Annotated in this window: 18 protein-coding genes and 1 tRNA gene; 5 read left to right on the forward strand and 14 right to left on the reverse strand. The window is 68.2% G+C overall.

Annotated elements, in window-relative coordinates:
- The first annotated feature begins 5 nt into the window (after nt 1–5).
- The gene (locus WFM69_RS14695; protein WP_337005933.1) at nt 6–599 is read left to right on the forward strand and encodes a hypothetical protein; all 594 of its coding nucleotides are present in this window, start codon (nt 6–8) and stop codon (nt 597–599) included.
- A gap of 205 nt (nt 600–804) precedes the next feature.
- On the opposite strand, the gene WFM69_RS14700 is transcribed toward WFM69_RS14695, so the two are convergent.
- The 6 genes from WFM69_RS14700 to WFM69_RS14725 form a co-directional block, all read right to left on the reverse strand.
- Nucleotides 805–2,262: an LCP family protein gene (locus WFM69_RS14700; protein WP_337005935.1), complete on the reverse strand. Its 1,458-nt coding sequence runs from the start codon at nt 2,260–2,262 to the stop codon at nt 805–807.
- On the reverse strand, nt 2,259–2,726 hold the full coding sequence (gene purE / locus WFM69_RS14705; RefSeq protein ID WP_337006049.1) for a 5-(carboxyamino)imidazole ribonucleotide mutase: 468 nt from the start codon (nt 2,724–2,726) through the stop codon (nt 2,259–2,261). The genes WFM69_RS14700 and purE overlap by 4 nt, the downstream gene beginning before the upstream one ends.
- 145 nt (nt 2,727–2,871) lie before the next feature.
- Complete coding sequence (locus WFM69_RS14710) at nt 2,872–3,996, reverse strand: 5-(carboxyamino)imidazole ribonucleotide synthase (RefSeq protein ID WP_337005936.1); 1,125 nt, start codon at nt 3,994–3,996, stop codon at nt 2,872–2,874.
- A 101-nt stretch (nt 3,997–4,097) separates the two neighbouring features.
- On the reverse strand, nt 4,098–4,616 hold the full coding sequence (locus WFM69_RS14715; RefSeq protein ID WP_337006051.1) for a PH domain-containing protein: 519 nt from the start codon (nt 4,614–4,616) through the stop codon (nt 4,098–4,100).
- 86 nt (nt 4,617–4,702) lie between these two features.
- Complete coding sequence (locus WFM69_RS14720) at nt 4,703–5,473, reverse strand: biotin--[acetyl-CoA-carboxylase] ligase (RefSeq protein ID WP_337006053.1); 771 nt, start codon at nt 5,471–5,473, stop codon at nt 4,703–4,705.
- Nucleotides 5,474–5,475: 2 nt separating this feature from the next.
- Nucleotides 5,476–6,759, reverse strand: a complete 1,284-nt coding sequence (locus WFM69_RS14725) for a CDP-glycerol glycerophosphotransferase family protein (protein WP_337005937.1) — start codon at nt 6,757–6,759, stop codon at nt 5,476–5,478.
- 170 nt (nt 6,760–6,929) lie between these two features.
- Between WFM69_RS14725 and WFM69_RS14730 the strand changes: the two genes are divergently transcribed.
- A complete protein-coding gene (locus WFM69_RS14730; RefSeq protein ID WP_337006055.1) occupies nt 6,930–7,955 on the forward strand; it encodes a glycosyltransferase in 1,026 nt (341 codons plus the stop codon).
- 16 nt (nt 7,956–7,971) lie between these two features.
- Here WFM69_RS14730 and WFM69_RS14735 read toward each other — a convergent pair whose 3' ends face one another.
- The 3 genes from WFM69_RS14735 to WFM69_RS14745 are packed head-to-tail and all read right to left on the reverse strand — an operon-like array spanning nt 7,972 to nt 12,305.
- Nucleotides 7,972–9,408, reverse strand: coding sequence for a CDP-glycerol glycerophosphotransferase family protein (locus WFM69_RS14735; RefSeq protein ID WP_337005938.1), 1,437 nt, complete (start codon nt 9,406–9,408; stop codon nt 7,972–7,974).
- The gene (locus WFM69_RS14740) at nt 9,405–10,658 is read right to left on the reverse strand and encodes a CDP-glycerol glycerophosphotransferase family protein (protein ID WP_337005940.1); all 1,254 of its coding nucleotides are present in this window, start codon (nt 10,656–10,658) and stop codon (nt 9,405–9,407) included. The genes WFM69_RS14735 and WFM69_RS14740 overlap by 4 nt, the downstream gene beginning before the upstream one ends.
- Nucleotides 10,659–10,706: 48 nt before the next feature.
- Entirely contained in the window at nt 10,707–12,305 is a 1,599-nt protein-coding gene (locus WFM69_RS14745; RefSeq protein WP_337005942.1) for a S1C family serine protease, read from the reverse strand.
- 98 nt (nt 12,306–12,403) lie between these two features.
- On the opposite strand from WFM69_RS14745, the gene WFM69_RS14750 reads away from it, so the two are divergent.
- On the forward strand, nt 12,404–13,606 hold the full coding sequence (locus WFM69_RS14750; protein ID WP_337005944.1) for an aminotransferase class I/II-fold pyridoxal phosphate-dependent enzyme: 1,203 nt from the start codon (nt 12,404–12,406) through the stop codon (nt 13,604–13,606).
- Nucleotides 13,607–13,621: 15 nt separating this feature from the next.
- Here the strand turns inward: WFM69_RS14750 and WFM69_RS14755 are convergent, their stop codons facing one another.
- Nucleotides 13,622–14,437: a carbon-nitrogen hydrolase family protein gene (locus WFM69_RS14755; protein WP_337005946.1), complete on the reverse strand. Its 816-nt coding sequence runs from the start codon at nt 14,435–14,437 to the stop codon at nt 13,622–13,624.
- A gap of 95 nt (nt 14,438–14,532) precedes the next feature.
- Here WFM69_RS14755 and WFM69_RS14760 point away from each other — a divergent pair.
- Nucleotides 14,533–14,606: transfer RNA gene (locus tag WFM69_RS14760), tRNA-Met, on the forward strand.
- 61 nt (nt 14,607–14,667) lie between these two features.
- Here WFM69_RS14760 and WFM69_RS14765 read toward each other — a convergent pair.
- From WFM69_RS14765 to WFM69_RS14780, 4 genes are all read right to left on the reverse strand, one after another.
- A complete protein-coding gene (locus tag WFM69_RS14765; protein WP_337005948.1) occupies nt 14,668–15,036 on the reverse strand; it encodes a hypothetical protein in 369 nt (122 codons plus the stop codon).
- Between the two features lie 104 nt (nt 15,037–15,140).
- Nucleotides 15,141–15,542, reverse strand: a complete 402-nt coding sequence (locus WFM69_RS14770; protein ID WP_337005950.1) for an arsenate reductase ArsC — start codon at nt 15,540–15,542, stop codon at nt 15,141–15,143.
- A 124-nt stretch (nt 15,543–15,666) separates the two neighbouring features.
- The gene (locus tag WFM69_RS14775; RefSeq protein WP_337005952.1) at nt 15,667–18,585 is read right to left on the reverse strand and encodes a UPF0182 family membrane protein; all 2,919 of its coding nucleotides are present in this window, start codon (nt 18,583–18,585) and stop codon (nt 15,667–15,669) included.
- A gap of 73 nt (nt 18,586–18,658) precedes the next feature.
- Nucleotides 18,659–19,750, reverse strand: coding sequence for a YlbL family protein (locus tag WFM69_RS14780; RefSeq protein WP_337005954.1), 1,092 nt, complete (start codon nt 19,748–19,750; stop codon nt 18,659–18,661).
- A gap of 118 nt (nt 19,751–19,868) precedes the next feature.
- On the opposite strand from WFM69_RS14780, the gene WFM69_RS14785 reads away from it, so the two are divergent.
- Complete coding sequence (locus WFM69_RS14785; protein WP_337005956.1) at nt 19,869–21,272, forward strand: zinc-dependent metalloprotease; 1,404 nt, start codon at nt 19,869–19,871, stop codon at nt 21,270–21,272.
- Nucleotides 21,273–21,902 lie beyond the last annotated feature (630 nt).

Here is a 21,902-nt window from a genome sequence, read left to right on the forward strand (position 1 = left end):
AAATCATGCTGAAGAAACTGGCTGCCATCAGCCTCACCGCCGGCGCGCTCGTACTCGCTGCGCCCGCCGTCGCCACTGCCGCGCCTTCCGCGCCGGCTGCGTCGTCCGATTCGTATCCGGCCCCTCCGGGAGCCAAGGTCGGCAACCCGATCATCGACATCTGCGAAGTGTCAACGATCGTCTTCGGACCGGCGTACTTCCTGCCGGGTGAGAATGTGAACGTCTCGGTGTCCGGGCTCAACGCTGCCAAGGCCGCGGTCTCGGGCAACGTCGCCGCATCCGACGGCAGCCTGACGCTCACCTTCCGCCCGCCGTCCGACGGCGAGGGCTCCTATGCAGTCGCATTCAACGGCTCGCGCTCGTACACGGCGACCATCACGGTCTCGCACGGACATGATGCCGCCGCCAGCTGCGACCACGACCCCGGTGTCGCGGCCGCAGGCTCCGAGCTGCCGCTCACGGGCGGAAGCAGCGGCGGCTTCGAACTCGCCCTGACCGGCGGAAGCGTCTCGCCGTGGATCCTCGGTGGTGGAGCCGCTGCGCTCGTCGCCGGTGGAGCCCTCGTCGCTGTCGGTGCTTCTCGCCGCAAGCGCGCCTAGATCCGGCTGCCGCCTCGTGCGGTGGTCGACTGGACGACGGTGATCCCTCCCCCTCCGATCACCGTCGTCTGGTGCATCCGGTGATCACACCGGAAGCCCACGGCCGCCCCGTCCCTCGCTGGACGGCCGTGGGCTTTGGCGTGTCCTCGCACGTTTCACTCACGGCCTGAAGCGCACCTCGAATGCGTGGCAGAGAGCCGTGTGGTCAGGGGGTGGGCGTCGGCGTCGGCGTGGGCGGATGCAGCGCCTGCTGGATCATCTGATGGATGTAGGCGTAGTCGGGGTTGTGCTCGTCCACCCCGGAAGCCGGTGTGAGCTCGATCGACGTGACCGGCTGCTCCTTCGCCTTGAGCATCAGATCGAAGAACTCGGGCAGCTTGTCCGAGGGCAGGTCGGTGCTGATCAGCGCCGTGCCCGCCGCCGCCACCTCGTTGAAGCGCGTGAGAACGGTCTGCGGCGTGAACTGCGCGAGGATCGCCTCCTGCAGCTGACGCTGCCGCTTCATGCGATCCCAGTCACTGGTCGTGTAGCGCGAGCGCGCGTACCACTGGGCGGTGTCACCATCCATATGCTGCTGGCCGGGTTCGATCCAGCCGATGGCCCACTCGCTCACGTCCGTGCCCGACCAGTTCTCGGGCGGCCCGCCCTTGGGCAGACGAGGACCCGTGACGTCGATGTCGACGCCACCCAGAGCATCGACGAGCTCTGCGAAGCCGTGCATGTCGACGAACACGTAGTACGGGATCTCGATCCCGAGCACGCCCTCGGCGGCATCCTTCGTCGCCTCGATGCCCGGCTCGGACCCCTTCGCCGCGGCGTCGGGGTAGAGCCCGGTGCCGTTGTCGTCACGGCAGACCTCGGCAGCGTAGCGGACGTGGTTCATCCAGCCGTTCCAGCCACACGTCGGCGAGGAGTGCCCCTCGAAACCGTTCGGGTAGAGCTCCTGCATCGGGCTGCCATCGCTGAAGGGCGCACCCGGCAGCTCGCGAGGAATACCTGTGATCGTCATCGCGCCGGTCTCCGCGTTCACGGAGACGACGGAGATGCTGTCGAAACGCATCGAATCGCGCCCATCGCCGCTGTCCGCGCCGAGGAGCAGGATGTTGTAGTAGCCGTCGCTCGGGGGCAGGCTCGGTCCGCTCTGTCCGAAGATCGCCCCGAGCGTGTTCCGCACCGAACCGACCGCCGTCGCCGCATACCCCGCACCACCACCCACGAGCCCCAGCAGGAGGAGCGCCACGACAGGGATGGCGAAACGGGACGCCGTCGGCACCTTGACGAGCCGCACGAGGCGCAGCGTGTCGAACGTGAGCACGATCCACAGCACGGCGTATGCGATCAGCAGCACCTGCACGAGCGTGAGGATCACCGCCGAGAAGAACCCGGCGCCGATCGTCAACCACAGCAGCGCAGGTCGCGCGAACAGCGCGAGACCCAACCCCACGATCACCAGGAACCATGACAGCAGGGTGGCACCGAGACCAAAACGGCCGAGCCGACGATTGCCCGCGAGCACCTGTGCCGAACCGGGAATCAGGAGGTTCAGGACGACCAGCCACCAGCCGCGCTTCGTCATCGACCCCGCGTCGGAGGAATCCGGGTGCCGCAGCGGCCGGGTCTCGATGAGCGGGCGCCGTGATGCGCGCGGAGGCGCAAGGGTCACAGCGACGCCTTCAACCGTTCGTTCTTCTCCTCGACCTGGGTCTCGAGGTCGCTCGCGTAGGCCTCGACGCGATCGGCGAGATCGTCGTCGGCGGTACCGAGAATCCGTGCGGCGAGCAGCCCCGCATTGCGGGCGCCGCCGATCGACACGGTCGCCACGGGAATCCCCGCGGGCATCTGCACGATCGAGAGCAGCGAGTCCATGCCGTCGAGGTAGGCAAGCGGAACCGGTACACCGACCACGGGAAGCGGCGTCATGGAGGCAAGCATGCCGGGAAGGTGGGCTGCTCCCCCGGCGCCGGCGATGATGACGCGGACGCCGCGTGCCCGCGCCTCGCGCGCATACGACATGAGCTTGTCGGGTGTGCGATGCGCGGACACCACCTCGACCTCATGCGCGATGCCGAAGTCGGTGAGCGCCTGGGATGCGTCGCTCATCACACGCCAGTCGGAGTCGGATCCCATGACGACGCCGACCAGAGGCGCGGCGGAAGAGTGCAATGGCTCGGTCACCAGATCAGGCTACGGTCTGCCGCTGGGAGAATCCCCGAACGGCACACCTCTTGCGCGGCATGTGTCGCATGCTCACGGTGCGCGCCACGGTTCGCGATCAGGCGAAGTGCGCAGCGACCGCGCGTGCGACGTACACGGCATCGTCGAGATCGTCGTCCGCGACGTTGACATGGCCGACCTTGCGCCCGGGCCGCGGCGCCTTCCCGTACGTGTGGATCTTCGCCTGCGGGTGCTCGGCCATCGCCGCACCGAAACGTTCTTCCAGCGTCCCTTCGACCGGTCCGCCGAGGATGTTCACCATCACGGACCACGCCGCGCGAGGAGCCGTGCTGCCGAGGGGCAGATCGACCACGGCACGCAGGTGCTGCTCGAACTGGCCGGTCACCGCGCCGTCCTGGCTCCAGTGGCCGCTGTTGTGGGGCCTCATGGCGAGCTCGTTCACGAGGATGCGCTCGTCGTCGGTCTCGAACAGCTCGACCGCGAGCATGCCGGTCACTCCGAGACCCTCAGCGATCGCCCGGCCGATCCCCTCCGCAACCTCCACCAGCCGCTCGCCTGCTGCGGGCGCGGGCGCGATCACCTCGGCGCACACACCGTCGCGCTGCACCGTCTCCACGACGGGATACGCCACGATGTCACCACTCGGGCGACGGGCGACCTGCTGTGCAAGCTCTCGCACGAACGGAACCAACTCCTCGACGAGGAGCGTCTCCCCCTCGGGGAGAGCGTCCAGCCAGTCCTCGGCATCCACCGCCGCACGCACGACACGGACGCCCTTGCCGTCATATCCGCCACGGGGTGTCTTGACGACGCCCGCACCGGCATGCGCATCGAGGAACTGCTGCAGCTCGTCGATGGTGCGCACGGCGGCCCAATCAGGCTGAGGAACGCCGAGCTCGGCGAGACGCGCACGCATCACCAGCTTGTCCTGAGCGAACTGCAGCGCATCCGGGCCGGGATGCACCACCACACCATCGGCGACGAGGGCGCGCAGCACGTCCTGCGGTACGTGCTCGTGGTCGAAGGTCACGACATCGACGTCGGCCGCGAAGGCGCGCACGGCGTCGAGGTCGCGATAGTCGCCGACCGCGCTGGCCGCGAGTCCGGCGGACATTCCCACATCCTCGGCGAGCACTCGCACATCGAGGCCCAATTCGACCGCCGGAGCGATCATCATCCGGGCCAGCTGTCCTCCGCCGATCACGCCCACACGCAGCGCCATGTGCCGCCTCCATTCGTCTGTCCCATTCTCCCGCACCGATCGGAGCCTGTAGGACACGTTTCGAATGGGTCGGAGACGACGTGCGGACGGACCGGCTCAGTTCACAGCGGGGTGTGCTCGTCCGAGCTCGCCTGTGCGTCGCGGTGGGCGAGGATCTGTCCGACTTCGACCTGGTCGGCCAGTGTCTCGTGGACGAGCGTCACGTTGGGGACGTTCGACAGCCGCAACGGGGTGTCGACGCCGTTGGACAGTGTGATGGTGCCCGCTCCCCACAGCCGCTGCAGCGGACCCCGGCGGACCGCGATCGTGTAGCCGCGCGCATGGGACATCTCCTGGCGACGACGGGCACCGATTCCGTGATGAGCGATGACACGCCGTGTGGTCACGGTGGTGCTCCGGGAGTACCAGATGAGAAATGGAACGACGACGGCCACCACGACCAGCACGCCTGCGGCCGCGAGGAGCATCCAGTCCTCGAACCCCGCCGGCAGGTTGCCGTAGAAGTACGCCGTCGAGCCGAACGTCGCGATCAGCACGAGAGCCGACCAGAAGAGCCGACGCGCATGACTGCGGAAGCGCGCGATGAGCAGCTCCTCTGAGGGCGTACCGGGCGGCGGCATCACCGGCCGACCGCCGAGCATCACAGGCTGGGTCACCCCACCATTGTGCCCGTGATCACCGACAACGCCCGCTGTCCGACGGCGTGTCAGCTTCCGGTCGGGCGCACGTGCACGACATCCCCCGCAGAGATCGCATGATCTGCGCCCTCCGCCACGACCACGAGACGCCCCTCCGCATCGATCGCGGTCGCCGTCCCCTCGAGGATGCGGTCGCCGGGCAGGGATACCCGCACGTCCGCGTCGAGCGTCGCGCATCGAGCCGACACAGCCGCGTGCAAACCGCTCGCGCGCGCATCGCCCGCCGAGACGAGTTCTGCGAGCACGCGGGCCAGGACGCTCAGGTAGTCCGCGAGAAGCCGGTCCTCCTCGGCCTCGGACCCGAGTGCGGCGAACGACGTCGCCGTCGGTACCGGGAGCTGCCCGACGGTCATCGCCGTGTTCACGCCCGCGCCGACGATCACGCCGTCCGGCGTAGCCTCGGCGAGAATGCCGCAGATCTTGCGCCCATCGACGAGCACATCGTTCGGCCACTTCACGGCCACATCGCGCCCAGGAAGCTGCGCGGCGATCGCCTCCGACATCGCCAGCCCTGCCGCGAGCGGGATCCAGCCCCGAGCCGCCGGATCGGACGGAAGATCGCGCAACAGCACCGATACGGCGAGGGCGGAGCCGTCCGGCGCCACCCACGTGCGATCGAGACGGCCCCGCCCTGCGGTCTGGTTGCGGGTGATCAGGGCCGACAGGTGCGGCCAGTGGGCGACATCGTCTGCGAGCCCGCGCAGATCGGCGTTCGTGGAACCGGTCTGCGGCACGACCTCAAGACGCGATGCGACGGCGCGAGCGAGCGGGAGATCCATGCTCACACGTCCTCCTCGTCGGCTTCTTCGTCGTCGTCGTCCTCGTCGGGACGGACGGCTCCGACCTCATGCGCCTGCCAGCGATCCCACTTCTGCATGAGCTCGTCGACGGCGGCATGGAACTTCTCGGTCGCCACGCCCTGCGTCGTGTCCCCGAAGTAGTGCTGCACCCACATGCGCAATCGGGCCGTCGCCGCCTCGTCCACGCGCACCCGTTCGACCTCGGACACGATGTCGGCCGCCCCCTCGACGGTCAGCCACTCACAATCGGACAGGTAGCCCTGCGTATCGATCGACGCCTGCTCATCGGTCGGACGGGTGATCATCAACGGCTTCCCGGCCGCGAGTCGGTCGTAGACCATGGCCGAGATGTCGACGATCGCGACGTCGGCCGCCGTGAGCTGCCAGCCGAGTTCCGGGCCGGCGTCGTACACGTGGTGCGCCGCCGCATCCGCCGCATTCGCCGCGGCGATCGCCGTGATGATCCGACGATGAGCGGCACCGTACGCGTCGTCGACCACGCCGCTGCGGGGATGCGGACGGTAGATCACTCGATGCGTCCCCGTGGCCAGCAGTCGGTTCACCAGAGTCTCGCCGTGAGAGGCGATGGAGCCGTAGTGCGCGCTGGGACGGTCGCCCTCCCACGTCGGGGCATACAGCACCACCGTGCGCTCATCGGGGGTGTAGGGCAACGTGCCCGCGTAATGGTCGGCCTGCGGACGCCCGATCTCGATCGTTCGCCGGTCGACGTCGTAGTCCCACAGCGTGCGCGACAGCCGATCCCGCGCCGCCTGACCCGCCACGAACGCGTAGTCGTACGCCTTGTACTGGTTGGTGGTCATGTACATCTTGTCGGACTCGCCGTGATTGATGAACACGTGCCAGCGCCGGCCGTACCGGAACATCTGGAAGTTGCGGGTGTTCTGGTTGACGTACAGCACGACGCGGATGTCCTGCGTCGCGATGAACCTCTCCAGGTCGCGGACCGTCGGCACGAATGCGACGGGCGGCGAGTCCTCGTCGAGCAGCTTGTCCGCGCCCGTCGCCTGCCGCGAGAGGACCACGACGGGCCAGCGCTTCGCGAGCTCGGCCAACGGTCGATACCACTGCCGCATCTGGTACATGTTCACCGCACCGTCGGCGAAGTACACCGCGACCTTGAAGTGGTCGGCAGGCAGGGGCTCGCGCTCGGCCAGCCGTCGACGGACCCGCTGCACGGCGGTGCGGGATGCGAGCGCTCGTTTCAGCAGTCGGTATGCCTTCTTCGCGTCAGACAGTGCACCCATCCCTCCAGAATAGTTCGTCCTCGCGGTGGCCCCCGGCGGAGGGGAACGGCGAGACGTCACGACGCGGGGCGCCCCATCGCCGTCATCAGGGAACACGGTGGACGCCGTGCCATGATCGTCATGTGCCCGCTGACGAATCCGCCGCTCCCCTGACCGGGGTGTCCTTCGTGATGCCGGTGCTCAACGAGCGCGCCTACCTCGAGCACGCGATCGCCTCCGTGCTCGCACAGGACGTCGACGCCCCCACCGAACTGGTGCTGGCACTCGGTCCCTCCACCGACGGCACGACGGAACTGGCGCATCGTCTCGCGGCGGCCGACGACCGCATCCGCCTGGTCGAGAACCCCGCCGCCCACATCCCCGTCGGTCTGAACGCCGCCATCCGCGCGAGCCGGTTCGCGACGATCGTGCGTGTCGACGCGCACTCGGAGCTGTCCCCCGGTTACGCCGCTCGCGCCATGCAGACGCTCGAGCGGACCGGGTCCGCGAACGTCGGCGGTGTAATGCATGCCGAAGGTCGCACCCCTTTCCAGAAGGCAGTGGCCCGTCTGTACAACTCCCCCGTCGGGCTCGGCGGAGGGGCGTACCACGGTGGCACCCAGGAGGGCAAGGCCGAGTCCGCCTACCTCGGGGTGATGCGCCGCACCGTGCTCGACGAGGTCGGGCTGTTCGACGAGTCGATCCGGCGCGGCGAGGACTGGGAGCTCAACCTCCGCATCCGCCAGGCCGGACACCGCGTCTGGTTCGACCCGGAGTTGTCGGTCACCTACTGGCCGCGCGAGAGCTGGCTGCGCCTGGCACGGCAGTTCCGCGCGACGGGTGCCTGGCGCGGCGAGCTGGTCCGTCGATTCGGCCGGAGCAACGGCATCCGCTACTTCGCACCGCCCGCGCTCGTGCTCCTGGTCGCGCTCGCCCTCGTCGTGGGGATCCTGCAGGCGACGGGGGTGCTCAGCGGAGTGCTCTCCCTGATCGCCTCCCTCGTCGTGTACGTGCCGCTCGCCCTCTACGTGCTGCTCGTGCTCGCGGTCGCTCTGGCGCCCGGAGGCGGCGGCATCCGGCAACGGCTGTGGACCCTGCTCGTGCTGCCGACGATGCACCTCTCGTGGGGCCTGGGCTTCCTCGGCGGCGTGCTGCGCGGGGCGCGGGATACGGTCGACGCTTCGCGGCTGGGCACGCGCAATACTCCACTCCCCTGAGACCCGTTCGCCTCGCTCAGCGTGTGATGAACCCCAGGTCCAGGATGCGATCGACCACGCGCGAGGCAGCGTGTCCGTCGTCGCGCGCGTTGAACTGTCGACGCCAGGCCGCGTAGCGCTCGGCGTACGCCGCCTGGTGCTCCGGATCGTCGAGCGCTGCCGCGAGCTCGTCCTGCGTCCGCACCAGCGGTCCCGGCGCGCGGTCGGCGAGGTCGAAGTAGAACCCACGCAGCTTGCCGCGATAGTGGTCGAGGTCGGGCACCAGGAAGTACATCGGTTTGCCTGTGACGCTGAAGTCGAACATCACCGACGAGTAGTCCGTGATCAGGGCGTCGGCGGCGAGCAGGAGCAACGCGGTCTCCGGGTATCCGGTAACGTCGATGACCCGCGCGCCGGCACGGTCGCGCCCCTGCTCCAACGTGCGGGAGTGCCCGCGGACGAGCACGACGGCGTTCGCCTGCCGGGCCAGAACCTCGGGGTCGATGAAATCGACCATCTCGGCGCGGTCGTCCCGCCACGTCGGCGCGTACAGGAGCACCCGCTCCTCGGGCCCGATGCCCAGAGCACTGCGGATCGCCGCCGGATCCCCGGTGGCGAGTGCATCGTTGCGGGGGTATCCGTCCACCCAGATCGGCCGCCCGAAGAACGCGTATGCCTTGCGCAGAATGCGCTCCGAGTAGGTGTTCTGCGCCAGCAGCACATCCCACCGTCGTGATTCCTTGACCACCGCGGCCATACGTCGCGGGTCGAAGCCGGGACGATGCAGTGCGAGACGCTTGAGAGGCGTGCCATGCCAGGTCTGCAGGACCTTCTGACCCGGCTTTCGAGCGAAACGTCGACGCAGCCAGTCGTTCACCACCAGCAGCCGTGCAGCACCACGTGCATTCCACCACTGCGGGCTGCCCTCGACCACGGCGATCGCTCCCTCAGGGACCTCCACCGAGAGATCGACGACACTCCAGTACCGGCGCACCTCGGGGGCGCGCGCGGCGAGCTCCCGATCGATGGCGCGCGGGTTGCAGCCGACGCTGCGGCCGTAGAAGCTCTCGAAGAACACGGCGTTCTCGGTGCCGCCGACCTGCGCGACGTAGCGCTCTTCCAGCGTCGAGCGGCCCTCCGGCGTCTCGAAGACCGGATCGATCGGCGCGGCGATGCGCACGGCGCCACCGTCGACGGCGATGCGCACGCCGGTGAGCACGACCGGGGCGATGTGGAGGTCGTCGACGTCGACATCCGCGATCCGCAGCTCGTACTCCCCCGCCGGCAGCGGGAGGGACGGGCCGCCCCACCGCGCTGCCTGCAACGGGAAGGTCGCCTTCCACGTCTTGCCGCCTCCGCTCAGGCGAGCCTCGACCCGTGCGCGTGGTCCGACCAGCGCGGCCTCCACCGGTCGCTGACCGGTCCCTGCGATGACCAGCGCCTCCGCTACGTCATCGATGCGGGCCGTTGTCATGCTGCTCCCTTCGGCGCCGGAATTCCCCGTGCGCGGATGACCTGGTAGACACGCTCGGTGTTGTGTCCGTCCCGGTACGCGTGCATCTCCGCGCTGAGCGTAGCGGACCGCGCCGACGCGGCGGAAAACGCACCGTCTTCGGAGAGCAGCGTCTCCAGCTGCGTGAGCAGCTCCGGCCAGTCCGATGCGGCGTCAGAGCCGGCGACGTCGTCGAACCGACCGTATAAGCCGCGCGTGCGGGCATACTCTGTGGCGTCAGGTGCCAGGTAGAGCACCGGCATCCGCAACAATCCGACGTCATAGGCGAGCGAGGAGTAGTCCGTCACGAGCACGTCGACAGCGGCGAGCGCCGGCGTCACATCGGGGAGGACCGTGGCACTGAGCGCACGGACCCGCCGGCTCGGAAGCGGCGAGGCGTAGCCACCCGCACCCAGCGGGTGGGAGCGCACCAGCAGGATCGCGTCCTGCTCCTCGAGAACGCGGAGGATGCGGATCCATTCTTCTGCAGACGGCACGGCCGGGTCGGCGGCGCCGTCACGCCAGGTGGGCGCATACAGGATCGTTCGCGCCCCTGTCGGGAGATCACTCACCGCGCCGTGGAGCACGGCCGATGCCGCCTTCCGGACATCGTCGGCGCTTCCAGCCGACAGCACATCGACGCGGGGTTCGCCGGTCACGACAACGCGATCGTCGCCGAGCCCGAATGCCGACTCGAGGCGGCCGCGCGCGCGATGCGACGCCGCAGGAAGCACGCGGATCCGCTGGGCGGCTGCACGGTAGAGGAAGGCCACGACACGGCGCAGCAACCATGCGCCGGGGACGTTCGGCACCTGCGTCGTCGCCGGGGAATCGAGACCGATCCGCTTCAGCGGGATCCCGTGCCAGAGCTGCACCACGAACGCTCCGCCGTTCGCATAGCGGTTGACGTCGCCGAGGCCGTGGGTGACCACGAGCACTCCGGCACGCGCCGTCGCCCACCAGCCGCGCAGACCACCCTTGCGCACGAAGCGGATGCCGAGGGCCGCCGCATCCCGGTCCTCGCGCTCCGACGAGGTGAGCCACACCGTCTCATGCCCTGCGACGGATGCGTGACGCTGCAGCGCGAGCGCGCCATCGCCGACCCCGGCACCGCAGCCGAAGACCCAGCGTCGTCCGCGCGGGACAGCGAGAGTGCCGATGCGTCCGACGGCATACAACGGAATCCGGAGCAGCTTGGCCGCATTGCCGGAGCCGAAAGAGAAGGACGCCACCCCGCGAGCCTATCGCGCAGGTGGCGTCCTTCTCTGTGAAGCAGAGTGTCAGCTGGTGAGCGTGCCCAGCGTCACCTCGACGTCGTAATCCTTGCCGTCTCGCACGTAGGTGAGCTTGGCGTCGCTGCCAGCGGCTGCGGCGCGCACCTGGGCGGTGAGGTCGCTCGAGCTGGTGATCGGGACGCCGTTGAACTCCGTGACGATGTCGCCCTTCTTGAGTCCCGCGGCCGCCGCCGCACCGCCGGACGTGGTCTCGGCGATGTAGGCCCCGGAGACCGTTGCGCCCTGGATGCTCGAGGCATCCTGGACCGACGCGCCGAGCAGACCGTGGGTGGCCGCACCGTCGGCGATGATCTCATCCGAGACCCGCTTGGCGATGTTCGACGGGATGGCGAAGCCGATGCCGATCGAGCCCGACTCCTCGGAGCTTCCCGAGCTCGCGATCGCCACGTTGATGCCGATCAGCTCGCCCTTGCTGTTCACGAGGGCACCACCCGAGTTGCCGTGGTTGATCGCGGCGTCGGTCTGGATGACGGCGATCGAGATGGACTTGGACGTCTGCTGGCTGCCACTGCCCGGGATGTCGAACTGGAACGGTCCCTGGCCCTGACCCTGATCCGGGGTCTGCTGCGGGTCCGGCGAGTCCTGGGAGGACGAGTCGGGCAGCGCGGAGGACGCGATCTGGATGCTCCGGTTCAGCGCACTCACGATGCCGGTGGTGACCGAGTTCGCCAGTCCCAGCGGGGCGCCGAGCGCGACGGCGGTGTCACCGACGTTGAGCTTCGACGAATCTGCGAACTCCATGGGGGTGAGCCCCTTGGCGTCCTTCAGCTTGATGACGGCGAGGTCGTAGATCGGGTCGGTACCGACCACGGTGGCCTCGAAGATCCGGCCGTCCGAGGTGGTCACACGGATGGTCGGATCGGCGACGGCACCGCCGAGCGTCACGACGTGCGTGTTGGTGAGGACGTAGCCGTCATCGCTGATGATGACACCGGATCCGCTGCCCGCCTGATCCGAGCCCGCGACCTCGATCGTGACGACCGACGGCAGAGCCGCCGTCGCCACGGCCGTGGTCTCGTTGACCGAGCCGGGGTTGTTGACGGTGACGGTCTGCGGGCCGGTCGCGGTGCCCGACGAGGGGCGGTCCTGGATGCCGTTGAGCAGAGCGCCACCGCCGAAGCCGGCGACACCGCCGACAAGCGCGGCCGCGACGATGAACGCGGCGAACCTCGCGCCGCTCCTCGGCTTCTGCTCCTTGGTCTTGACGCCGTCGACGGGCGCTCCGCCGAGCGGTGCAGCGCCGTCGAACGGCTGAGTGGGCTGCGTGTGCGACGCCGCCGTGGGAATCCCGAAGGCGGCTCCCGATGCGGTGGCGGTCGCGGCAGGTGCCGCGTATCCCTGCGGCACGGGCGGAGCGACGGGCGCAGACGGGGCGTGCGACGTGAACGTCGACGGCACCTCGTGTCCCTGCTGCGGGGCGACCGGAGCGGCCGGAGCGGCCGGAGTGGCCGGGGCGGCATCCGTTGCGGACGTGTCAGCGGCGGCATCCGCCACCGGCTGAGCGGGAACGTCTCCCGCCTGAGTGGACGGCACAGCGTCGTTCGACGCAGGTGCCGAGTGGTCCTGGGTGTTGTCTTCGTTCATGTTGTGCTCCTTCAACGACGCTCCTTCAGAATGACGCCTGTATCTGTGCGTTTCGTATGTCGAAGATGAGTTTCCGCTATGGCCTTAGCCTGTTCTTCATGAGTGTCATTCCCGGTGCATGGCGGCGGACGGCTGCGGGTGCAGGACTGCTGGCCACGGACGGAAGCGTCGCGCCCACCATCTTCGCAGAGATGTCTGCGGCAGCGGCCAGGACGGGCGCGATCAATCTCGGACAGGGCTTCCCCGACGAGGACGGCCCCGCCTTGGTGCTCGAGGCGGCACGGGAAGCGATCGCGCACGGGGCGAATCAGTATCCTCCCGGTCGCGGGATCCCCGACCTGCTCGAGGCGATCAGCGAGCACCAGCTGCGGTTCTACGGTCTCGAGGTCGACCCTGCTCGCGAGGTGATCGTCACGGCCGGAGCCACCGAAGCCCTCACCGCGACGCTGCTCGCACTGATCGACGGCCCCGACGACGAGGTGGTCGTGTTCGAGCCGTACTACGACTCGTACGCCGCTGCCGTGGCGCTGGCGGGCGCTCGACTGCGCACCGTCCCGCTGCGTGCCCCCGACTTCCAGCCCGATCTCGACCGGCTCGCCACGACGGTGAACGAGCACACCAGGATCATCCTCGTCAACGGTCCGCACAATCCGACCGGCGCGGTGTTCGAGCGATCCGTGCTCGAGGAAGTCGTGCGCCTGGCCGAGAAGCATGACGCCGTCATCGTCACCGACGAGGTGTACGAGCACCTCGCCTTCCACGTCCCGCACACCCCGATCGCCACGCTTCCCGAAGCCGCCGAACGCACGCTGACCATCTCCTCGGCGGGCAAGACTTTCTCCACCACCGGGTGGAAGATCGGCTGGGTGCACGGTCCGGCGGCGCTGATCACGGCCGTCCTCACCGTGAAGCAGTACCTCACCTATGTGAACGGATCGCCGTTCCAGCCCGCCGTCGCCGTGGGTCTGCGGCTCGACGACGCATACTTCACGGGCGCCGCGTCGGTGCTCGCACACAAGCACGACATCCTCGGCGCTGGACTGCGAGCCGCCGGTTTCGCGGTGCACCCGCCGCAGGGCGGCTACTTCACCGTCGCCGATGCGAGCGCACTGGGAGGTACGGACGCCGCCGCGTTCTGCCGCACCCTACCGGAGCGTGCCGGGGTCGTGGCCATACCCCTGACGGCGTTCGTCTCGGAGGCGCATCGGGGCGAGTACGCGGGTCTTGTGCGTTTCGCCGCGTGCAAACGGGTGGATGTGCTGGAAGAGGCTGCGGCGCGATTGGCCGACTTCACCGCCTGAGCGTCGCGGCCGGGGCTAGTCCTCGCGCGGGACGACCGCGTACCTCCGTACCCGCAAGGACGGGTTCACGGTGCGCACACGGTCGATCACGGCACGCTCGACCGTCGCCACCCCGATGCCTTCCGCCGTTCCGACGCCGGCGAGGACCACACCCTGCGGATCCACGACCTGCGAGTGGCCGACGCCGATCGGTGTCGGATGGTCGGCGGCGACCAGGTAGGCGGTGTTCTCGATCGCCCGCGCCGCGAGCAGTGTCGTCCAGTGATGCTCCTTGAGCGGTCCTCTGACCCACTCCGCCGGGACGACCAGCACGTCCGCTCCCGCGTCGACGAGGGTGCGCGCGATCTCAGGGAACCGGAGGTCGTAGCAGGTCATCAGCCCGAATCGCAGGCCCGCGAGATCGAAGGTCGCCGCCTCTCCCGGCACCCCGGGCTCGATCCAGTCCGACTCGGTCTGACCGAAGGCGTCGTAGAGGTGCTGCTTGCGATAGACGGCGAGGATGCCGTCGCCGCGGACCGCCACGACGGTGTTCCGCACACGCTGGCCGTCGTGTGCGCGTTCGGCGAGACCGGCGATGATCACGACCGCGAAGTCAGCCGCGAGGCCGGTGAGGGTCGCGACGAACTCTCCGTCGAGGTCCTCTGCGTTCGCCGCGAGAGTCTCGTCCATAGGGTCGACGAAGTAGCTCGAGTACTCGGGGAACACGATCAGCTTCGCGCCTCGGCCCGCGGCATCGACCACGAACTCGGCGATCCGCTCACGGTTCTCCGCACGGGATGCCACCGGCGCGAATTGACACACGGCGACGGGGACGGCAGCGCTCTGAGACATGCCTTCATCCTCTCGCATCGACACGCCCGAGCGGGCACGCGAAGGCGGCCTCGATTCGCCGACGCCTGGATTCCGTGATAAGTTACTTCTTGTGCCGCGGGGTGGAGCAGTTCGGTAGCTCGCCGGGCTCATAACCCGGAGGTCGCAGGTTCAAATCCTGTCCCCGCAACAAATGAAAGGCCCTCTGACCCGGAGAAATCCAGGTCAGAGGGCCTTTCGCTTTCCCGGTATCAGAAGAACAGCATGGCTTTGTACGCGATCGCCGACGCGATCGGGCACGCCACGAGGATCAGGGCGATGCCCGCCACCGGTGCGATCCACACCTTCCCACTGCGTCGCAGCCGGATCATCACCGCCATGCTCGCCACCAGGGTCAGCGCGACGAAGATCATGAACCCGTAGATGCTGGCGCTGAGCAGCTCCCATTCGCAGTTCTGCCCGCAGTGGGGAATCGAGATGGCGAGAAACGTGACCCAGCCGATCGCCACCACGCCCACGATCAGCTGGAGCGCCCAGAGTCCAAGGCTTCCCCAGAATGCGTGGGACGTGAGCGGCTGCGACCGGTTCCCCATGAACGTTGCGAAGAGGAGCGCGCCCACGATCATGAAGGCAATGAGGACAAGGACGACATGAACTCGTTCAGTCTCACCGCAGATCCTGCGCCGGCGCAGTATTCAGCGCCCTGGCGCCAACGCCCGCGTCATCAGATCAGGTCGGCGACGAGGCCCTCGATCCGGCGGCGGATCTCATCCCGGATCGGGCGGACAGCATCGATTCCCTGTCCAGCCGGGTCGTCGAGCTTCCAGTCCTCGTAGCGCTTGCCCGGGAAGAACGGGCACGCGTCGCCGCATCCCATCGTGATCACGACATCCGATGCCTGCACGGCGTCAGCGGTCAGTACCTTGGGCGCCTCGGCGGTGATGTCGATGCCGAGCTCCGCCATCACCTCGACCGCGATCGGGTTGATCCGGTCGGCGGGCATCGACCCGGCGGAGCGGACCTCGATGCGGTCGCCGGCGATGTCTCTGAGGAACCCCGCAGCCATCTGCGAACGGCCGGCATTGTGCACGCAGACGAAGAGGACGGAGGGTGTGCGGTCGGTCATGGTGACTCCCGGGGAATGAGCTCAGCGAGCGGTGCAGACAGCGGAATGCCCCTTCCATTCTCGCCCGCTGCAGACGCGAATGGGCGCCCCCGGAGGGGCGCCCATTCGATACGTACAGGGAAGGTCACTTCCCGGATGCGGCATCCAGCTCGATGAGCTTCTGGACCGCGGCAGTGAGCCGCTCATCGGCCTCGGCGAACTTCGCGAGGTCACCCGCCTTCAGCGCGGTCTCGCGGTCGATCATCGCGTTCTGAGCCGCAGCGAGGGCATCGGCCTGCGCGTTCGTCGGCTCCGTGGGCTGTGTCGGCTCCGTCGGCGTCGTACCCGCATCGGGAACCACCGCGTCCGGATCCGGCTCCACGGTGTCGTCACCCCCGGTCGCACCCGAATCGCCACCGAACAGCGTGTCCAGAGCTTCCGTGAGCGTGTTCTCGAAGGCGACGCGGTCACCGAAGGCAACCAGCACCTTCTGCAGCCGAGGCAGCTGCGTGCCCTCGGACGACTGCACGTACACCGGCTGCACGTAGAGCAGACCGCCACCCACCGGCAGAGTCAGAAGGTTGCCGTAGATGACCTCGGACTCACCCTGTTGCAGCAGGTTGAGCTGCGGCACCACCGACGTATCGGAGTTGTAGGTGTTCTGCACCTGACCGGGGCCCGGGACCGTCGTATCGGTGTCGATCTCGAGCATGCGCAGCTGGCCGTAGCCCTCCGCCTTCTTGCCCTTCTCCGACCCGGCATCCGAGTCCACCGCGAGATAGCCCATCAGCACGTCACGACTGCCACCGGCACCCTGCGAACTCGGGATGAACGTCGAGAACATCGAGAACCGCGGCGAATCCTGACCGGGCATCTGCATGGTCAGGTAGTACGGCGGCTGCAGCATCGAGTCGCTGCGCGGGTCGTTCGGGGTCTGCCAGCGGTTGTCCTGCTGCGCGAACGATCCTGCCTTGTCGACGTGGTAAATGCCGAGGATGTCGCGCTGCACCTTGAACAGGTCGGTCGGGTAGCGCACGTGGCTCATGAGCTCACCGGACATCTCGCTGTACGGCTTCAGCGTCGACGGGTACACCTTCTGCCAAGTCTTGAGCACCGGGTCCTGGTCGTCCCACGCGTACAGGGTCACCGAGCCGTCGTAGGCGTCGACGGTGGCCTTGACCGAGTTGCGGATGTAGTTGATGTCGTCGATCGCGAGCGTCGGCGTCGGGATGTTCGAGTCGGCGATCGCGTCCGACAGGCTCACGCTCGTCGAGTACGGGTAGGTCTGGCTGGTCGTGTAACCGTCGACGATCCAGACGATACGACCGTCCACCACGCTCGGGTACGGGTCGCTGTCGAGCTCGAGGTACGGTGCGACCTTCTGGACGCGCGTCTTCGGGTCGCGATCGTAGAGGATCTGCGAGTCCTCGTTCACGAGGTTCGAGAACAGGATCTGCTCGGACTGGAACTTCAGCGCGTACAGGAGCTTCGTGAAGGTGTCTCCGACCTTCGGGCCGCCGTTCCCGTCGAAGGTCGTCTTCGTCTCGCTGGAGCCATCCTTACCACGCGGGTAGTCGATCTCGGCGGGCTCGGAGCCCTTCGGGGCACCCACGATGGAGTACTCAGGCGAGTTCTCACCGAAGTAGACGCGCGGCTCGAAGTTCTCCCGGTCGGTCAGGAAGCCGGAGGTCGGGATGCCGCGCTCGAGGAACACCGGCTCGCCATCGGTCGTGCGCTGGTTGCCCGCGGCGGCGACGAGTCCGTAGCCGTGGGTGTAGACGGCGACGCGGTTGTTCCAGTTGTCGCCATCGCCGAGGCCCGACATGTCGAGGTCTCGCACGGACACGACGGTGTCCTGCATCTTCCCGTCGATCTCGTAGCGATCGACATCCATGGTCGTCTGGAACTGGTAGTACCCGCGGTACTGCTCGAGCTGACGGACGGTCGGCGGGATGACCTTCGGGTCCATGATGCGCGTGGATGCGGTGGTCTCCGCGTCGGCACGCAGCTGACCGGCCTCGGCGTCGGTCTTGGCGGCGAAGGGGGTCGTCTCGAGGTCGGCGACCCCGTACGCCTCCTTCGTCCCGTCGATGTTCCGCTGGTAGTACTCGGCCTGATAGGCGTTCTGGTTCGGCTTCACCTGGAAGGTGGTGACCACCCAGGGGTAGCCGACGCCCACCACGAGCGAGGCGACGATCAGGAGCGCGGTCGCCGCGAGCGGGAAGCGCCAACGGCCGATCACAGCGGTGACGAAGAAGAGGATCGCGACCACGGCCGCGATGATCGCGAGGATCGCGAGACCCGGGATCGTCGCGTTGACACCCGTGTACGCCGCACCCGTGATGCGGTCGTCCGGAGCGACCAGCGTCTTGTAGCGGTCGAGCCACAGACTCACCGCCTGCACGAGGAGGTAGAGACCGGCGATCACCGCGAGCTGGATACGAGCCGGCTTCGAGATGCGCAGCTCGCCTTGCCCGATACGCACCGAACCGTACAGGTACGACACCAGAGCCGTGACCAGGAGCGAGAGCAACAGGACGGCGGACACGAACGCCAGCAGGATCGAGTAGAAGGGCATCGCGAACATGTAGAAGCCCGTGTCGATCCCGAACTGCGGGTCGACATCCGACGTCGCGACACCGTTGGCCCAGAGCCACACCGTCTTCCACTGCCCCGCGGCGGCGAAGCCGGCGAACAGGCCGAAGAAGATCGGCATGCCCCACATCGCGAGGCGACGCAGCGGCTCGATGACCTCCTGGTAGCGGTCCAGCTGCGAGCTGAGGCGCACGTACACCGGACGCAGCCGGTACGCGAGCTGGATGACGACGAACAGCGGAACCGCCATCCCGAGGAAGCCCACCACGAACATCACGGCCGTGGCGATCCACTGCGTCGTGAGGACACCGGTGAAGCCCACCTGGTCGTACCAGAGGTATTCGGTGTACAGGGAGGCGAACACGAAGAACACGGCGATCAACGCGGCGATGATCACCAGAGAGATGCCGAGGATGCGTCGGGAGGTTCGAGGCGTGGCCGGATTCGGGGCTGAGGGCGAGGTCACCATTCCATCCTAGGCATCGCTCACTGTGCGCAGGCTGTCATCCCGATCACGGCGAGGTCACGGTGACGCCCGCGGATCAGCCGGCTGCGCGCTCGCAGGTCGGCAGATCGGCGATGTCGCCGTCGTCGGCGATCACCTCGAGCGCCGCCAGCGACTCGTCGAGCGAGGCCGTGCGGATGACCTGAAGACCGTCGGGCACATGACCGACCACCTCGTCGCAGTTGGCCGCCGGAGCGAGGAAGTACGTCGCACCGGCATCCCAGGCACCGTACAACTTCTGCCGGATGCCGCCGATCGGCCCGACGGTGCCGGCCGCATCGATCGTCCCGGTCCCTGCGACGTTCTCACCGCCGTTCAGCTCGCCCGGTGTGAGCGTGTCGATGATCCCGAGCGCGAACATCATCCCGGCGCTCGGCCCGCCGACGTTGTCGAGCTGGATGGTCACGTCGATCGGGAAGTGGTAGTCGGTGCGCAGCGTGATGCCGATGAGCCAGGTCGTCGTCCCGTTCTCGGTGTGCTTCTCGGGCGTGACATCGACGTTCTGCTCCTCGCCGTCGCGCTGCACCGTGAGCGCCACCGCATCTCCCCCGGACGCCTGGATCGCCTCGCGCAGCTGCGTGGCCGAGGTGACGGCGGTGCCGTCGATCGCGGTGATCACATCGTCCGCCTCGAGGATCCCCTGGGCCGGGGAATCGGCGAGAGCATCGACGACGACGACCTGGGCTCCGGTGTCGTACCCCAGCTCGTTGAGCGCCGCGGCAGTCGCCTCATGCTGCGAGTCGACCATCAGTGTCGCGTTGCGCTCGTCGCGCTGTTCGGTGGTGACGCCCTCCGGGAACACCGAGTCCAGCGGGACGACGGCACGCGAGGAGTCCATCCAGGCGAGTGCGAGCTCGAACCAGCTGGGCGTGCGCTCACGGTTGCCGACGACCTGGACCGTGGTCAGATCGAGCGTGCCGGCCGTCTCGAACGTCTCGGCCCCCTCGATGCTGATGAGCGGCACCTCGTCGCCGTCCTTGTCCGCCGCGGTCCCCAAGGTGTCGTACACCGGGCCAGGACGCTGGATCACATACGGCGACGGGAGGAAGGTCAGCACGAGCAGGGCGCCGAGCGCGACGATCAGCGCCCAGACTCCCAGTCCGAACTTTCCAGGCCGCGTTCGTTCCACAGTTCTCCTCCGTCGTTCGCGAGCGGCGTACACCGATCTGCTCGCATCGGGTTCGCGTGCAGAAACCTGTGACTAGCGTAGATGCCACGGCAACAGAAGTGCTGAGAGGGCGAGCGACATGGCAGACAACGACCCGACACCCGAGGACTTCCAGGAGTTCCTGCGGAAGATGCTGTCCAACCAGGGCGGTGGAGACATCGACCCGGAAGCGCTTCGGGGTGCGTTCGAGGGCATGGACGGCTTCACGTTCGACCCGGCGATGATGCAGACGATCATGTCGCAGCTCCAGGGCGCCTTCGGCGGCGACCCGTGGGAGAACGCGCTGCGTCAGGCGCTGCACATCGCCAACCGCGACGGACAGGGCATCACTGCCGGATCCCGCTCCTCGCTCGCTGATTCCTTCGCGCTCGCGAACCTGTGGCTCGGCGAGGCGACGACCATCTCCGAGCTCGCCGAGGCACCGACCGCGATGACCCGCGGCGAATGGGTCGAGAAGACCCTGCCCGTGTGGAAGGAGATCGCCGATCCGGTGTCGACGAGCATCGCCGACGCCCTGACGTCCGCTCTGGACACCCAGGTGCCCGAGGACATGCGCGGCGTCGTGCAGGGGGCAGGACGCCTGATGCGCGGTCTGGGCGGATCGGTGTTCGCCGCCCAGTTCGGACAGGTCCTCGGCAACCTCTCGCTCGAAGTGGTCTCCGGCGGCGATGTGGGCATTCCCGTGCTCCCGGCCGGGACCGCGGCCGTGATCCCGCAGAACCTCACCGCGTTCGGGGAAGGCCTCGAGATCCCGGAGGACCAGATCGCGCTGTACCTCGCCACGCGCGAGCTCGCATACGCCCGCCTCTACCGGCACGCGAAGTGGTTGCACCTGCACGTCATGGCGCAGATCACCGACTTCGCGAGGGGCGTCACGGTCGACGTGGACGCTCTCGAAGACGTGGCGAGCCGCCTCGACCCCTCGAACCCGGAGGAACTGCGAGCAGCCATCGAGGGCGGAGCGCTGCTCCCCGTGCAGAGCGAGGTGCAGCGCGAGGCGCTGACGCGTCTCGAGAACCTCATCGCGACGATCGACGGATGGGTGGACGTGGTGACGGCCGAGGCCACCTCACGTCTTCCCGACGGTGCCCGCATCGCCGAGGCGGCCCGTCGTCGTCGCGCCGTCGGCGGTCCTGCCGAAGATGCACTCGGCGCCCTCGTAGGGCTCAAGCTGCGCCCGCGGCGCATGCGTGAGGCGTCCGCGATGTGGCGCGCGGTGACGGACGCGGTCGGTATCGGCGCGCGCGACTCGCTCTGGGACTACCCCGACCTGATGCCGACCGCCGACGACATCGACGATCCGAGTGCGCTCATCGCTCGGCTGCAGGCGGCCGCGCGCGGTGAGAGCCCGGTTGCGGACGAGTTCGACGAGGCGCTGGCGCGTCTGCTCGACGGCGATGACTTCGCGGATGAGAAGCCCGCGGACGAAGCGGACGGCACGGGAGACGACAGCGCGGCACCGGAGGGCGACCGCCCGGTCTGATCGTCTCGGCCGAACGAGCAGGGGACGCGTTCTTCTCCTCCCCCGACCGGACAGGCGGCGGGAGTTCTCCACGGATACGAAGAGAGCGTCCCGCGACACCGGCACCCACCACCAGAATCGGATGGATGCCGCTGACACCGCCGATCCTCACGCGCCTGGACCCGAACGCGCCGCTCCTGTGGCGAGATGAGAACACGCTTCAACTCGGCGACGAGGGCGATCTGCGCTTCACCACCGACGCGCAGTGGGTGGAGCCGTTGCTCAGCCGCCTGCGCACGGGATTCCGCCGCAGCGCGTTCGATGTGATCGCGCACGCGGCCGGTGCACCGAGAGAAGCCGCGCGATCGTTGCTCGCCCGCCTCGATCCCGTCCTCCTCGACGATGCGACCGGAGCCAGGCACGCCTGGGTCGAGAGCATCGGCGGCATCGACGGCCGCAGCGAGTACCGCCTGAGTGAGTCGCTCATCGACGAGGGCATCACCCTCGTCGACCCCGCCGACCGGGCGTCGGTCGGCGTGGTCCTGGTGCAGGGAGCCGCGGCCACCTTGCAGTTCGCCCGCTTCCTGCGCGACGACATCCCTCATCTGCCGGTGTCGTTCGAGCCTGGGCGCGTGACGGTCGGTCCGCTCG

Origin of the sequence: Microbacterium sp. LB12 (genome assembly GCF_037150835.1) — a bacterium.
Lineage (GTDB): Bacteria > Actinomycetota > Actinomycetes > Actinomycetales > Microbacteriaceae > Microbacterium.

Bases quoted from the DNA above. Each gene is read 5' to 3' on its own strand.
- WFM69_RS14695 (WP_337005933.1), top strand. From the start codon at position 6: ATGCTGAAGAAACTGGCTGCCATCAGCCTCACCGCCGGCGCGCTCGTA.
- purE (WP_337006049.1), bottom strand. From the start codon at position 2,726: ATGGGATCCGACTCCGACTGGCGTGTGATGAGCGACGCATCCCAGGCG.
- WFM69_RS14710 (WP_337005936.1), bottom strand. From the start codon at position 3,996: ATGGCGCTGCGTGTGGGCGTGATCGGCGGAGGACAGCTGGCCCGGATG.
- WFM69_RS14715 (WP_337006051.1), bottom strand. From the start codon at position 4,616: ATGCCGCCGCCCGGTACGCCCTCAGAGGAGCTGCTCATCGCGCGCTTC.
- WFM69_RS14720 (WP_337006053.1), bottom strand. From the start codon at position 5,473: ATGGATCTCCCGCTCGCTCGCGCCGTCGCATCGCGTCTTGAGGTCGTG.
- WFM69_RS14725 (WP_337005937.1), bottom strand. From the start codon at position 6,759: ATGGGTGCACTGTCTGACGCGAAGAAGGCATACCGACTGCTGAAACGA.
- WFM69_RS14730 (WP_337006055.1), top strand. From the start codon at position 6,930: ATGCCGGTGCTCAACGAGCGCGCCTACCTCGAGCACGCGATCGCCTCC.
- WFM69_RS14735 (WP_337005938.1), bottom strand. From the start codon at position 9,408: ATGACAACGGCCCGCATCGATGACGTAGCGGAGGCGCTGGTCATCGCA.
- WFM69_RS14745 (WP_337005942.1), bottom strand. From the start codon at position 12,305: ATGAACGAAGACAACACCCAGGACCACTCGGCACCTGCGTCGAACGAC.
- WFM69_RS14750 (WP_337005944.1), top strand. From the start codon at position 12,404: ATGAGTGTCATTCCCGGTGCATGGCGGCGGACGGCTGCGGGTGCAGGA.
- WFM69_RS14755 (WP_337005946.1), bottom strand. From the start codon at position 14,437: ATGTCTCAGAGCGCTGCCGTCCCCGTCGCCGTGTGTCAATTCGCGCCG.
- WFM69_RS14770 (WP_337005950.1), bottom strand. From the start codon at position 15,542: ATGACCGACCGCACACCCTCCGTCCTCTTCGTCTGCGTGCACAATGCC.
- WFM69_RS14775 (WP_337005952.1), bottom strand. From the start codon at position 18,585: ATGGTGACCTCGCCCTCAGCCCCGAATCCGGCCACGCCTCGAACCTCC.
- WFM69_RS14785 (WP_337005956.1), top strand. From the start codon at position 19,869: ATGGCAGACAACGACCCGACACCCGAGGACTTCCAGGAGTTCCTGCGG.